General features: G+C 69.8%; 10 protein-coding genes and 1 tRNA gene. 4 read left to right on the top strand and 7 right to left on the bottom strand.

The window, feature by feature from the left end; genetic code table 11:
* Nucleotides 1-18: 18 nt before the first annotated feature.
* The 3 genes from OTB20_RS01645 to OTB20_RS01635 all read right to left on the bottom strand — a co-directional run bounded on the left by OTB20_RS01645 (nt 19) and on the right by OTB20_RS01635 (nt 2,080).
* The gene (locus OTB20_RS01645; protein WP_267814664.1) at nt 19-858 is read right to left on the bottom strand and encodes a cytochrome c biogenesis CcdA family protein; all 840 of its coding nucleotides are present in this window, start codon (nt 856-858) and stop codon (nt 19-21) included.
* On the bottom strand, nt 855-1,577 hold the full coding sequence (locus tag OTB20_RS01640) for a DsbA family protein (protein ID WP_267814663.1): 723 nt from the start codon (nt 1,575-1,577) through the stop codon (nt 855-857). Before OTB20_RS01640 ends, OTB20_RS01645 begins: the two co-directional genes overlap by 4 nt.
* A 62-nt stretch (nt 1,578-1,639) precedes the next feature.
* Nucleotides 1,640-2,080 (bottom strand): hypothetical protein, encoded by a 441-nt coding sequence (locus tag OTB20_RS01635; protein ID WP_267814662.1) that lies wholly within the window; start codon nt 2,078-2,080, stop codon nt 1,640-1,642.
* Between the two features lie 278 nt (nt 2,081-2,358).
* Here OTB20_RS01635 and hrpA point away from each other — a divergent pair, with 278 nt between their 5' ends.
* Both hrpA and OTB20_RS01625 read left to right on the top strand, forming a co-directional pair.
* Complete coding sequence (gene hrpA / locus OTB20_RS01630) at nt 2,359-6,318, top strand: ATP-dependent RNA helicase HrpA (RefSeq protein WP_267814661.1); 3,960 nt, start codon at nt 2,359-2,361, stop codon at nt 6,316-6,318.
* Between the two features lie 69 nt (nt 6,319-6,387).
* Nucleotides 6,388-6,461: transfer RNA gene (locus OTB20_RS01625), tRNA-Asp, on the top strand.
* 651 nt (nt 6,462-7,112) lie between these two features.
* On the opposite strand, the gene bldC is transcribed toward OTB20_RS01625, so the two are convergent.
* Together bldC and OTB20_RS01615 are read right to left on the bottom strand one after the other, a co-directional pair.
* A complete protein-coding gene (bldC, locus tag OTB20_RS01620; RefSeq protein ID WP_003949541.1) occupies nt 7,113-7,319 on the bottom strand; it encodes a developmental transcriptional regulator BldC in 207 nt (68 codons plus the stop codon).
* Between the two features lie 745 nt (nt 7,320-8,064).
* On the bottom strand, nt 8,065-8,919 hold the full coding sequence (locus tag OTB20_RS01615; RefSeq protein WP_267814660.1) for a hypothetical protein: 855 nt from the start codon (nt 8,917-8,919) through the stop codon (nt 8,065-8,067).
* A 209-nt stretch (nt 8,920-9,128) separates the two neighbouring features.
* On the opposite strand from OTB20_RS01615, the gene OTB20_RS01610 reads away from it, so the two are divergent.
* Nucleotides 9,129-10,238: a Leu/Phe/Val dehydrogenase gene (locus tag OTB20_RS01610; RefSeq protein WP_324290321.1), complete on the top strand. Its 1,110-nt coding sequence runs from the start codon at nt 9,129-9,131 to the stop codon at nt 10,236-10,238.
* Between the two features lie 322 nt (nt 10,239-10,560).
* Complete coding sequence (locus OTB20_RS01605) at nt 10,561-10,833, top strand: DUF3073 domain-containing protein (RefSeq protein ID WP_214946570.1); 273 nt, start codon at nt 10,561-10,563, stop codon at nt 10,831-10,833.
* 112 nt (nt 10,834-10,945) lie between these two features.
* Here the strand turns inward: OTB20_RS01605 and purM are convergent, their stop codons facing one another.
* Nucleotides 10,946-12,016, bottom strand: a complete 1,071-nt coding sequence (gene purM, locus OTB20_RS01600) for a phosphoribosylformylglycinamidine cyclo-ligase (protein ID WP_267814659.1) — start codon at nt 12,014-12,016, stop codon at nt 10,946-10,948.
* 161 nt (nt 12,017-12,177) lie between these two features.
* On the bottom strand, nt 12,178-13,695 hold the full coding sequence (gene purF, locus OTB20_RS01595; protein ID WP_267757064.1) for an amidophosphoribosyltransferase: 1,518 nt from the start codon (nt 13,693-13,695) through the stop codon (nt 12,178-12,180).
* Nucleotides 13,696-13,830: the final 135 nt, after the last annotated feature.

The following is a 13,830-nucleotide window of genomic DNA, read 5'->3' as shown; positions in this document are numbered from 1 at the left end:
CGGGGCCTTCTTCGTTCCTCACTCCCCTTCGGCGCCCGCCGCCCGCTCCCGGCGGCGCCACTGCGCCAGGCCCACGCCCGCCGCCGCCACGGCCACCAGCCCGAGCAACGCCCAGTCCGGTACCGCGTCCGCCACGGCCTGGACCCGCTGTTCCACCGCGAACGAGTCGTCCACGTCCAGCAGCCCCGGCAGGGCGCTCGCCCCGTCGGAGACGAGGAACAGCACGCCGAGCACGATGAAGAACACGCCCGAGGCCAGCGTGGTCGTGTGCAGCTGGAAGCGGCCGACCGAGAGGGCGCGGCCGCGCAGCCAGCGCCGGCGTCCCAGGTCGAAGCGCTCCCAGAGCAGTGCCATCACGAACAGCGGCACGGCCATGCCCAGCGCGTACACCGCCAGCAGCAGGCCCCCGTAGGCCGGGCTGCCGCTGACCGCCGCCACCGTCAGGACGCTGCCGAGGATCGGCCCGGCGCAGAAGCCGGCCAGTCCGTAGACCGCGCCGAGCGCGTACACCGACAGGGCGGTGGTCGGCCGGATCCTTCCCGACAGCTCCGAGATCCGCTTCGGGGCGAAGCCCAGGCCCAGGATCTGGGCGAGCCCGAGCGCGATGATCAGCCAGCCGCCGAACAGCACGAGGCCTTCGCGGTTGCCGTGGAAGAACCGCCCGGCGTACGAACCGGCCGCCCCCAGCGGTACGAGGGTGCTCGCGAGGCCCGCGTAGAAGATCCCGGTGCGCGCCAGCAGCCGGGACGTCGAGTCGATCGAGTACGCGAAGAAGGCGGGCAGGAGCAGGGCGCTGCACGGGCTGAGCAGCGCGAGGAGGCCGCCGAGCAGGGCGGCCAGGTAGCCGACGTCGGTCACTTCGCGGCCGCCTGCGCCTTGGCCTCGGCGATGGCGGCGTCGAAGGCCGCCGGGGGCTGGGCTCCGGCGATGGGCTGCCCGTTGACCAGGAAGGACGGGGTGGAGGTGACGCCGATGCGGTAGCCCTCCTCCTGGTCCTTGGCGAGCGCGGCGGCGGCCTGGTCCCCGGCCATGTCCGTCTTGAAGCGCTCGAGGTCCGGGACCCCGGCCTCCCGGGCCAGCTCGGTCAGCCGCTCCTCGCCGAAGCCCTTCTCCTTGGCGCCCTCGGCGTACGCGGCCGCGTGGAACCGCGCGAAGCGGCCTTGCTGCCCCGCCGCCCAGGCGGCCTTGGCGGCGGCCTCGGAGTCGGCGCCGAAGATCGGGAAGTTGCGCCACTCGATGCGCAGGGTGCCGTCCTCCACGTACTTCTTCACGAGCGCGGGCTCGGTGTCGCGGGCGAACTTGCCGCAGTAGCCGCACTTGAAGTCGGAGTACTCGATCAGGACGACGGGAGCGTCGGCGCGGCCGGCGGCGAGCTTGTCGCCGGGTTCGCGGCGGGCCAGCGCCTTGAGCCGAGCGGCGGGGTCGGTGGTGGATCCGGCCTCCGGAGAGGACGCCGCGGACGGCCGGGCGGGGGTGTCGCCGGGGGCGGTGGCCTGCCAGGAGACGAGGCCGAGGGTGACGGCGGCGAGGGCGACCCCGGCGGAGATCAGCAGGGGCTTGCGGGAGGAAGCGGACATACGGGTGCTCCAGAACTGTGCGGAACGGGGGTACGGACCGGGCGGGCGGACGGCCGGTCCTCCTAGACCCGCATCACGGACAGCTCCAGCGGGGACGGCGCCGACCGGGCGGGCCCGCGCACGAGGACCCGTACGGGTATCGCGTGCGACCGCCCGGGCACCCCGGCCGGAGCCTCCGCTGCGGCCGATGGCTGCGCCTGGTCGGCCCCGGCCCGAGCGGGCAGCGCGGGCGCCCCGCCCTGCCCGGGGTCCCGGGGCGCACAGGCGGGCCCGGGCCGGTCGGTGTAGGCCCGGCCCGCACCGAATGCGGAACCCGGCTCCGCGGGCCGTACGGAGTCCGACCCGGAGGCTCCGGGCAGGGGAGCGGCATACGCCCCCGGCAGGTCCGCCACGGCCGCCGTCGGCGCGGGGAGCGCCACCGCGGCCCCGGGCGCGAAGGCTGCGACCAGGAGGGCCCAGCCCAGCAGCACGGCGAGCACGTAGCGGCGTCGGGGGCGGGGCATCGCGGACGGCCTCTCACGGTGACTCGGGGCGGATGGGCGGACGGACCGGGGGCCGGCCGGGGACAGACCCCGGGACCGGCTCGGAGACGCACCCCGGGGGCGGCTCAGGGCCGACCGGGACCGGCTCGAGGCCACCTCGGGGCCGGCGCAGCGCCCACTCAGGGCCCGGAACCGGAACCCGACTCGGCCGAGTCGGGGCACTCGTCCCGAAATGGTACGGGTCCGCCCCACAAATGCGTTCGCCACCCGGCACCTACGGGTGAGATCCTCGACCAGGTATGTCTACTTCCTTCGCCGCCCTGCAGACGCTTCTCGGTGAGATCTCGCTCCGTGACGCGCACCGCCTCGGCCGCCGCCTCGAAGGCGCCCGCCGCATCCGCAAGCCCGAGGCCAAGCAGGCCGCGCTCGACGAGATCGCCGCGGAGGCCGAAAAGGCCGCCGCGCGACTGGCCGTACGCGCCTCGCGGATGCCCGTGGTCACGTATCCCGAGAACCTGCCCGTCAGCCAGAAGAAGGACGAGATCGCCGAGGCGATACGCGACCACCAGGTCGTGATCGTCGCGGGCGAGACCGGCTCCGGCAAGACCACGCAGATCCCCAAGATCTGCATGGAGCTGGGGCGCGGGGTCCGGGGCATGATCGGGCACACCCAGCCCCGCCGGATCGCGGCCCGCACGGTCGCGGAACGCATCGCGGACGAGCTGAAGTCCGAGATCGGCCAGACCGTCGGCTGGAAGGTCCGGTTCACCGACCAGGTGGACCCGGACGCGACCTTCGTGAAGCTGATGACGGACGGCATCCTGCTCGCGGAGGTCCAGACGGACCGCGAGCTGCGCGCGTACGACACGATCATCATCGACGAGGCCCACGAGCGGTCCCTGAACATCGACTTCCTGCTCGGGTACCTCGCCACGCTGCTGCCCAAGCGCCCCGACCTCAAGGTGATCATCACCTCGGCGACCATCGACCCGCAGCGCTTCTCCCGGCACTTCGGCGAGGCCCCTGTCGTCGAGGTCAGCGGCCGGACGTATCCCGTCGAGGTCCGCTACCGCCCGCTCCTGGAGGAGGAGGGCGACGACAGCGACCGCGACCAGATCACCGCGATCTGCGAGGCCGTGGACGAGCTCCAGTCGGAGGGGCCGGGCGACGTCCTGGTCTTCCTCTCCGGCGAGCGCGAGATCCGTGACACCGCGGACGCCCTCAACAAGCGCAATCTGCCCCGCGGCGGAGCCGCATACGGGCACGGTACCGAGGTCCTCCCCCTCTACGCGCGCCTCTCGCACGCCGAACAGAACCGGGTGTTCCAGCAGCACACGGGACGCAGGATCGTTCTCGCGACCAACGTCGCCGAGACCTCCCTGACCGTCCCCGGCATCAAGTACGTGATCGACCCGGGCACCGCCCGCATCTCCCGCTACAGCCATCGCACCAAGGTCCAGCGGCTGCCCATCGAGCGGATCTCGCAGGCCAGCGCCAACCAGCGCAAGGGCCGTTGCGGCCGTACCTCGGACGGCATCTGCATCCGGCTGTACTCGGAGGACGACTTCCTGACCCGTCCGGAGTTCACGGACGCCGAGATCCTGCGCACCAACCTCGCCTCCGTCATCCTCCAGATGACCGCGGCCGGCCTCGGCGAGATCGAGAAGTTCCCCTTCATCGACCCGCCGGACCACCGCAACATCCGCGACGGCGTGCAGCTCCTGCAGGAGCTGGGAGCCCTGGACCCGGCGGAGAAGGACCACAAGAAGCGGCTCACCCCGATGGGCCGCCAGCTCTCCCAGCTGCCGGTGGACCCGCGCCTGGCCCGCATGGTGGTGGAGGCGGACAAGAACAACTGCGTCCGCGAGGTCATGGTCATCGCGGCCGCCCTGTCGATCCAGGACCCGCGCGAGCGGCCCTCGGACAAGCAGACGCAGGCCGACCAGAACCACGCCCGGTTCAAGGACGAGACGAGCGACTTCCTCTCGTTCCTGAACATGTGGCGCTACATCCGGGAGCAGCAGAAGGAACGCGGCTCGTCCTCCTTCCGCCGGATGTGCAAGCAGGAGTACCTGAACTTCCTGCGGATCCGCGAATGGCAGGACATCTATTCGCAACTGCGTACGGTCGCCAGGTCGATGGGCATCCACGTCAACGAGGCCGACGCCCCCGAGACGAGCGTGCACATCTCGCTGCTCGCCGGTCTGCTGTCGCACATCGGGCTGAAGGACACCGACAAGAACGAGTACCTGGGGGCCCGGTCCGCCAAGTTCGCGATCTTCCCGGGCTCCTCGCTGTTCAAGAAGCAGCCGAAGTTCCTGATGTCGGCCGAGCTGGTGGAGACCTCGCGGCTGTGGGCCCGGGTCAACGCCAAGGTGGAGCCGGAGTGGGTCGAGCCGCTCGCCCAGCACCTGATCAAGCGCACGTACAGCGAGCCGCACTGGGAGAAGGACCAGGCGGCTGTGATGGCCTTCGAGAAGGTCACGCTGTACGGCGTGCCGATCGTCGCCCAGCGGAAGATCAACTACGGCCGGATCGACGCCGAGGTCTCGCGGGACCTGTTCATTCGCAACGCCCTCGTCGAGGGCGACTGGCGGACCCCCCACAAGTTCTACGCCGACAACCGCAAGCTCCTCACCGAGGTGGAGGAGCTGGAGAACCGGGCCCGGCGCCGCGACATCGTGGTCGACGACGAGACGCTCTTCGACTTCTACGACCAGCGGATCCCCGAGCACGTGGTATCCGGGGCGCACTTCGACTCCTGGTGGAAGCAGAAGAAGCGGGACGAGCCCGAACTGCTCGACTTCGAGCGCGAGATGCTGTTGACGGAGAAGGCGGCCGGGGTCACCGAGGCCGACTATCCGGACTTCTGGATGCAGGGCCGGCTGAAGTTCCGGGTGACGTACCAGTTCGAGCCGGGCGCGGACGCGGACGGCGTGACCGTCCACGTCCCGCTCCAGGTGCTGAACCAGGTCACGGACGAGGGCTTCGACTGGCAGATCCCGGGGCTGCGCGAAGAAGTGGTCACCGAACTGATCCGGTCCCTCCCGAAGCCGATCCGCCGGCACTACGTGCCCGCGCCGAACTTCGCGACCCGCTTCCTGGCCACCGCGCACCCGCTGCAGGAGCCTCTGCACGTGACGCTGGCCCGGGAACTCCAGCGGATGGTGGGGGTCCCGGTCGGCGCCGAGGACTTCGACCTCACCCGCATCCCCGACCACCTGAAGATCACCTTCCGGATCGTCGACGAGCGCCGCAAGAACCTCGCCGAGGCCAAGGACCTGGAGGCCCTGCGGCTCCAGCTGGGGCCCAAGGCCCGCCAGGCCCTCTCGCGGGCCGCCGCCGCCAGCGCCGAGCGCGAGGGCGGGGAGTCGGTGGAGAAGACCGGGCTGACGGACTGGACGTTCGGCGCGCTGACCAAGGTCTTCGAGACCCGCCGGGCCGGCCAGCCGGTGAAGGCGTACCCGGCGCTCGTGGACGCCGGTACGAGCGTCTCCGTACGCCTCTTCGACACCGAGGCCGAGCAGCGGCAGGCGATGCGGCTCGGCACCCGGCGGCTGATCCTGCTCAACATCACCGTGAATCCGGCGAAGTTCGCCTCGGACCACCTGAGCAACCAGCAGAAGCTGGCGCTGTCGCGCAATCCGCACGGCTCCATCCAGGCGCTGTTCGACGACTGCGCGACCGCGGCGGCCGACAAGCTGATCGCGGACCACGGCGGCCCGGCCTGGGACGAGCCCGGGTTCCGCAAGCTCTACGAGGCCGTACGGGCCGACTTGGTGGACACGACCGTACGGACGATCACGCAGGTGCAGCAGGTGCTGGCCGCCTGGCAGGCCTGTGAACGCCGTCTGAAGACCACGGCCAGCCTCGCCCTGGTAACCAACGTCCAGGACGCCAAGACGCAGCTCGCGGCCCTCATGCCGGCCGGCTTCGTCACGCTGACCGGACTGCGCCGGCTGCCGGACCTCATGCGCTACCTGGTGGCCATCGACCGCCGGCTCCAGCAGATGCCCACGAGCGTCCAGCGCGACACCACGCGCATGGAGAAGGTCCACCAGATGCGGGACGAGTACCTGTGGCTGCTGGAGCAGTTGCCGAAGGGGCGGCCGGTCCCGGCGGAGGTCACCGAGATCCGCTGGATGATCGAGGAACTACGCGTCAGCTACTTCGCGCACGCGCTCGGAACGGCCTATGCGGTCTCCGACAAACGCATCGTGAAGGCGGTGGACGCGGCGGCCCCGGGACCTGCTCGGTGATCGAATTCGACTGCACCCCCTGAGCTGCGGTACAGTCTGAATCGCAGCCGCCCAGCGGCCGCAAAACTAGGACCTGTGGAGCAGTTGGTTAGCTCGCCACCCTGTCAAGGTGGAGGTCGCGGGTTCAAGTCCCGTCAGGTTCGCAAGATCGTCAGGGCCCGCATCCCCCAGGGATGCGGGCCCTGACGCGTTTCCGGCAGCGGAGCACGGGGACTCGGAACACCGGTGCCCCACCAGCCCGCCCCAGGGCCCCTATTGGACCCCTGAGCCGCCCAGAACCCCACCCGGCCCTCCGGGGCGCCCCGGGGGCGACCTGGAGGCCCGCGGCGGGCCCGCGGAGAACCTCGCCCACGCCCACCCGTGAAGCCTGCGGCTCACTCGGCGACTCACCGGCGACTCGTCCTGCGACACCTTCGGGGAGATCGCCCGGGAGATCGCCCGTCCGGATGATGCGCTCTGCGCGACACGTCCCTTTACGGGGTGCAATGCCTGATCCACAAGAGTGATCATCTGTGACGGGAGTCACCCCATGTGTTTTTGAGACCCACGCTTTTATCGGACCCATACGCACGCTCGATTTAATATGTGCAATGGCACCCATCCCCGCCGACTCCGCACACCAGCGCGACAGCCCCCTGACCAGGGCATAAAAAGATCGCGCTGGACCCGGCGGAGTCCAGCGCGATCGAACGACTGATGAACCTGTTGGGGCAGGTCCGGTCGTTTGAAGCTACGTGGGTCTCATCGGATTGGGGGACCCGATATAGACCCGGTAATTAGGGTGCTGCGGAACCTCAGGCCTCGCTGCGCTGCTGCGGAATTCCCGCAAGCAGTGCGCGGACCTCAGCCTCGCGGTAACGGCGGTGTCCACCCAGGGTGCGGATGGACGTGAGCTTGCCAGCCTTGGCCCAACGGGTGACCGTCTTCGGGTCCACGCGGAACATCGTGGCGACCTCAGCCGGGGTCAGCAGCGGCTCGGCATCAGGGGTGCGAGCGGTCATGAGCGGCCTCCTCGGGAGAACCGAACCATCTCGGTTCTTTCCTCTAAATTCTGCACCTTGGCCCACGTTGCCCGAAATGGACATACGCGGGCCGAGTCGGTTATAGGACGAACGGCTTGTCCTCGGCACTACAACTACACCATCCGTCCAGCCTCGACGGCCAAACCGATGGAATTGCCCTCCGAGGTGTTCATCAGCGGCGGAAGCCGATGGACCATCTCATAACGGACAGTCACCCCACTGTGACGATCAGTCACAGAGCGATCAGGAGTCATCAGACCCCCCGTAGAGTGCAATACCGAGCATTCCGCCCTTAGTTGGGCGAAAGGAACCCTCCCCGGACTCCTTGTCCTATTTTGGCACGAGGGTAGGGGAAGGGCGCAAGGGTGTAGATAGTGCGGTCCGTCACGCTTGGGCCAATGGCCCGTATCGGGACGTAGGTCCCGGAACAAAGACCCAAAAGAGGGCATCACGGCCTTGAGCTGGCCGTTCTCTTCCGTGCTCGGCCGATCGGTGGATGGACAACGGCGCCCGGAGTCGCTATCCGAGTCACGCAGGTCACTCGGGACGCCCTGATCGCCCGGCTAGTGCTGTGGCCGGGAAGGTTTGCCGGGTCGCGGTGTCCGGTGCGGTGCATCGCAAGGCGGAGGGCCGAGGCTCGTACTGGACGTACTTGCCCGGTCCGACAACGCCGCGAGGTGCCGTGCCGGGCGCCGCGACACGGTGAACCTTTCCGGCCACAGCACTAGTTCGCGAAGAGCCTCTCCCGGACCTCCCGCCACCGGTCGGCCAGCGCCCCGTACGTCGTCGCCGCTCCGTCCCGGTCCCCGGCCCTCAGAGCCGCGAGCCCCGCCGCCAGGTCCCCGGCCGAGTGGTCGGACGCGAGCCGGTCCGCCGGCAGCGCGTGCAGCAGGCCGCCGTAGTCCAGCTCCACCATCGAGCGGGGGTGGAACTCCTCCAGCCAGCTCCCGACCTCCACCAGCCCCTCGGCGAGCATCCCGTACCCCTCCGCCTCGCGCAGGGTCCGCAGCCCCCGCGCGAGCCGGCGCCGGGCCTGCACCATCGGCGTCCGGTAGCGCAGCCCCTCGCCCGGCACGTACTCCCGCTCCTCGTCGGCCACCAGTACGAACCAGCGCAGCGGAACCTGCCAGACCCCCGTACGGATCCACGGCCGCGCGTCGGGATTGCGCCCGCGCCAGGCCTCGTACTCCTCGGCCGCACGACGGCGGGCGGCCGCGGGCAGGGCGGCGTCGAGTACGGGGCCCGGGAGCTCGGCCACCAGTTCCTGGAGCGCGAGCCAGCCGCGCAGCCTCGTCCGCCACGGGCAGATCAGCAGAACCCCGTCGACCTCGGTGGTGAAGGCGTCCGCGCTCTCGTGCGCGGGAACCCCGACCACGGGCACCCGCACCAAGTCCACCAGCGACCGGCGCAGTTCGTCCTGGGCGGTCGGGGTCGCCCCGCGCCGGGCGTAGTCGGCCCAGTGGGTGCGTTCGGGCTCCGGGAAGGCCGTCAGCGGTTCGTAGACGCGCAGGTAGGAGGCGTAGGGGACAGCGGGGGCGGAGCGGGCGGACGGCAGCCGGGGATCGGGGGATTCGGTCACGCTCTCGTACTCCCCCGCCCTGCCCGGCGCTACTCCGACGGCGGCCCCGCGGCGCCGCCCGCGCGCCGGCCCGCACCCCCGGAACGTCCCGATCTCCGAACAGGGCGGATCAGGGGGCCCCTCAGGTCTTACGCTGCTCCCAGCACGCCCTCCCCCACCCGCAGGGCGGGCGTCTTTCCCGCCGCATCTCTTCCATGGGAGTCACCACCGTGACCGAAATGACCGACGGCGTCCTGCACACCCTGTTCCGCAGTGAACAGGGCGGCCACGAGCAAGTCGTGCTGTGCCAGGACCGAGCCTCCGGCCTGAAGGCCGTCATCGCGATCCACTCCACCGCACTGGGCCCCGCCCTCGGTGGCACGCGGTTCCACGCGTACGCCTCGGACGAGGAAGCCGTCCTCGACGCGCTGAACCTCTCGCGCGGCATGTCGTACAAGAACGCGCTCGCCGGGCTCGACCTCGGCGGCGGCAAGGCCGTCATCATCGGCGACCCGGCCAGCAGGGAACAGGGTGGTCTCAAGTCCGAGGAGCTCCTGCTGGCCTACGGCCGGTTCGTGGAGTCCCTCGGCGGCCGCTACGTGACCGCCTGCGACGTCGGCACCTACGTGGCCGACATGGACGTCGTGGCCCGCGAGACCCGCTGGGCGACCGGCCGCTCCCCCGAGAACGGCGGCGCCGGCGACTCCTCGGTCCTCACCGCCTTCGGCGTCTTCCAGGGCATGCGCGCCAGCGCCCAGCACCTGTGGGGCGACCCGACCCTGCGCGGCCGCAAGGTCGGCGTCGCGGGTGTCGGCAAGGTCGGCCACCACCTGGTCGAGCACCTGCTGCAGGACGGCGCCGAGGTCGTCATCACGGACGTCCGTGCCGAGTCGGTGCAGAGGATTCTCGACAAGCACCCCGGCAAGGTGACGGCCGTCGCCGACACCGAGGCGCTGATCCGAGTGGCGGGCCTGGACATCTACGCCCCCTGCGCGCTCGGCGGCGCGCTGAACGACACCTCCGTGCCGGTCCTGACCGCGAAGGTGGTGTGCGGCGCGGCGAACAACCAGCTCGCGCACCCGGGTGTGGAGAAGGACCTCGCCGACCGCGGGATCCTCTACGCGCCGGACTACGTGGTCAACGCGGGCGGGGTCATCCAGGTCGCCGACGAGCTGCGCGGCTTCGACTTCGACCGCTGCAAGGCCAAGGCCACGAAGATCTTCGACACCACGCTGGAAATCTTCGCACGTGCGAAGGTGGACGGGATTCCGCCGGCTGCGGCGGCCGACCGCATCGCCGAGCAGCGGATGGCGGACGCCCGCACCGCACGCACCGCCTGACCCACCGCCTGACCCCGCTTTCGCTCCTCACGGGGCTCTTACGGGGCTTCTGGGCGGCCCGCCGGGGCACAGCGAGACGGAACTCACTGTGCTTCGGCGGGTCGCTTGTCAGGAAACGGCTAAAATCGCAGCTGACCAGCGAGGACGGGGCGCCTTGCTGGTACTGCACCGGGGCGCGTCATGCGGGCGGCGTACCGTATGGCCGCGGAAGCAGGTACCGTTAAACCCCTACGGACGGTCTCTCCACGGAGAGCCCGCTCCGAACCATGAACGCGTGTCAGACTCTGGGGCCGTCGAGCCCCGTCACCGAGGGGGTCGAGCCATGGGGCGCGGCCGGGCAAAGGCCAAGCAGACGAAGGTCGCCCGCCAGCTGAAGTACAGCAGCGGCGGGACTGACTTGTCGCGTCTGGCCAATGAGCTGGGCGCATCGCCGACTGATCCGCCGCTGCCTGTCAGCGTGCCGGTCGAAGTCGATGACGATGACGATCAAGATGAAGACGACCCGTACGCCAAGTACGCGGCTCTTTACAACGACGATGACGACGAAGACGAGGACGAAGAGTCCGGTCCGTCGGCGCATCGTCGCGGTGCTTGACGCTTTCGCGGTGTCTGCACGGCAGGCATAAAGCACGAAACCCGGTCCAGGGCATCGCCCCGGGCCGGGTTTTCGTGCTGTCCGCACAGGTGGGAGGCTCGGCTCCGACCGGTCAGTTCGCGTAGTCGCCGGTCATCGTCGCGCCCTCGGCGTGCTCGCCGCGGTCCACGATCTCTCCCGCGACCCAGGCGTCGACGCCCCGGTCCGCCAGCGCCGTGAGGGCCACGTCCACCGACTCCTGCGGGACCACGGCCATCATGCCGACGCCCATGTTCAGCGTCTTCTCCAGCTCCAGGCGCTCCACCTGCCCGGCCTTGCCGACCAGGTCGAAGATCGCGCCGGGGGCCCAGGTCGAGCGGTCGACCGTGGCGTGCAGGTGCTCCGGGATCACCCGGGCGAGGTTGGCCGCGAGGCCGCCGCCCGTGATGTGGGAGTAGGCGTGCACATCGGCCGTTCGGGTGAGAGCCATGCAGTCCAGCGAGTAGATCTTGGTCGGCTCCAGCAGCTCTTCGCCGAGGGTCCGGCCGAGCTCCTCGACGTGGCCCTCCAGGGACATTCCGGCCCGGTCGAAGAGGACGTGGCGGACCAGTGAGTACCCGTTCGAGTGAAGACCGGAGGACGCCATCGCGATGACGGTGTCTCCCTCACGGATGCGGTCGGCGCCCAGCAGCCGGTCGTATTCGACGACGCCGGTGCCGGCGCCCGCCACATCGAAGTCGTCCGGGCCCAGCAGACCCGGGTGTTCGGCGGTCTCGCCGCCGACCAGGGCGCAGCCGGCCAGGACACAGCCCTCGGCGATGCCCTTGACGATGGCCGCGACCCGCTCGGGGTGGACCTTGCCGACGCAGATGTAGTCGGTCATGAAGAGCGGCTCGGCGCCGCAGACGACGATGTCGTCCATGACCATCGCGACGAGGTCGTGGCCGATGGTGTCGTACACGCCCATGCGGCGGGCGATGTCCACCTTGGTGCCGACCCCGTCGGTGGCGGAGGCCAGCAGGGGGCGCTCGTAGCGCTTGAGGGCGGAGGCGTCGAAGAGGCCGGCGAAACCGCCGAGGCCGCCGAGGACCTCGGGGCGCTGCGTCTTCTTCACCCACTCCTTCATCAGCTCGACGGCGCGGTCTCCCGCGTCGATGTCCACGCCCGCGGCTGCGTAGCTGGCACCGGTGGTCTTCTCTGTCATGACAGGAGAGAGCTTTCGTGTCGTTGCTGCGTGTGGTGCGAGGGCCCGGGAGAAGCTGGAAAGACGAGCCCGCGCGCAGTTTGAGCAGGGTGAGCAGGATGAAGAGGGCTACGGGTCCGCGGGCTCGGGGGAGCCCGCGGACCGCTGTGTTGCCTCGGGCCCTACGGGCGCCGGAGCGCGTCGGCGGCGTCCGTGCCGCCGGCCAGCTCGGTCTCCAGAAGCTGCTTGCCCAGGAGCTGCGGGTCGGGCAGCTCCATCGGGTACTCGCCGTCGAAGCAGGCACGGCAGAGGTTGGGCTTCTGGATGGTGGTCGCCTCGATCATCGTGTCGAGCGCGATGTACGAGAGGGAGTCGGCGCCCATGGAGGTGGCGATCTCGTCGACCGTCATGCCGTTCGCGATGAGCTCGGCCCGGGTCGCGAAGTCGATGCCGAAGAAGCACGGCCACTTCACGGGCGGCGAGGAGATCCTGATATGGACCTCCGCCGCGCCGGCCTCGCGGAGCATCTTGACCAGGGCGCGCTGGGTGTTGCCGCGGACGATCGAGTCGTCCACGACCACCAGGCGCTTGCCCCGGATGACTTCCTTGAGGGGGTTGAGCTTCAGCCGGATGCCGAGCTGGCGGATCGTCTGCGAGGGCTGGATGAAGGTCCGGCCCACGTAGGCGTTCTTGACCAGGCCGACTCCGAACGGGATCCCGCTGGCCTCGGCGTAGCCGACGGCGGCGGGCGTTCCGGATTCCGGCGTCGCTATCACCAGGTCGGCGTCGACCGGGGCTTCCTTCGCCAGGCGGCGGCCCATCTCGACACGCGAGAGGTAGACGTTCCGGCCGGCGATATCGGTGTCCGGGCGCGCCAGGTAGACGTACTCGAAGACACAGCCCTTGGGCTTCGCTTCCGCGAAGCGAGAGGTCCGAAGGCCGTTCTCGTCGATCGCGATGAGCTCGCCCGGCTCGACCTCGCGGACGAAGCTGGCGCCGCAGATGTCGAGGGCGGCGGTCTCGCTCGCCACCACCCAGCCGCGCTCCAGGCGGCCGAGGACCAGCGGGCGGATGCCCTGCGGGTCACGGGCGGTGTAGAGCGTTCCCTCGTCCATGAAGACGAGCGAGAAGGCGCCCTTCACCTTCGGGAGGACCTTGGTGGCCGACTCCTCGATGGTCAGGGGCTTGCCGTCGTCGTCCGTCTGGCCGGCCAGCAGGGCGGTGACCAGGTCGGTGTCATTGGTGGCCGCCACCTGGGTGGCGCGGCCGTCCTGACGGGGGAGGTCGGCGACCATTTCGGCCAACTCGGCGGTGTTCACCAGGTTGCCGTTGTGACCCAGGGCAATGGAGCCGTGGGCGGTCGCGCGGAAAGTGGGCTGCGCGTTCTCCCAGACGGAGGCTCCGGTGGTCGAGTAGCGGGCGTGACCGACCGCGATATGACCTTGGAGCGAGCCGAGAGAGGTTTCGTCGAAGACTTGGGAAACGAGACCCATGTCCTTGAAGACGAGGATCTGGGAACCGTTGCTCACAGCGATACCCGCGGACTCTTGTCCGCGGTGCTGCAGTGCATACAGTCCGAAGTAGGTGAGCTTGGCGACCTCTTCACCCGGAGCCCAGACACCGAAGACGCCGCAAGCGTCCTGGGGGCCCTTTTCACCGGGGAGCAGGTCGTGGTTGAGTCGTCCATCACCACGAGGCACATCTATGAGTGTAGGCGAGATCGACCACTGGTCCGAATTGGGGATGCCCAGGAAATGTCACAGCACACAGGGTGACGAAACCTGTTCGTCTCAATATCCGGATTGCCCTGGTTGACAGGCGCCTGTCGTTTCGTA

Origin of the sequence: Streptomyces sp. H27-H1 (assembly GCF_026627445.1) — a bacterium.
Taxonomy (GTDB): domain Bacteria; phylum Actinomycetota; class Actinomycetes; order Streptomycetales; family Streptomycetaceae; genus Streptomyces.
This window is presented reverse-complemented; position numbering and strand designations above follow the sequence as displayed.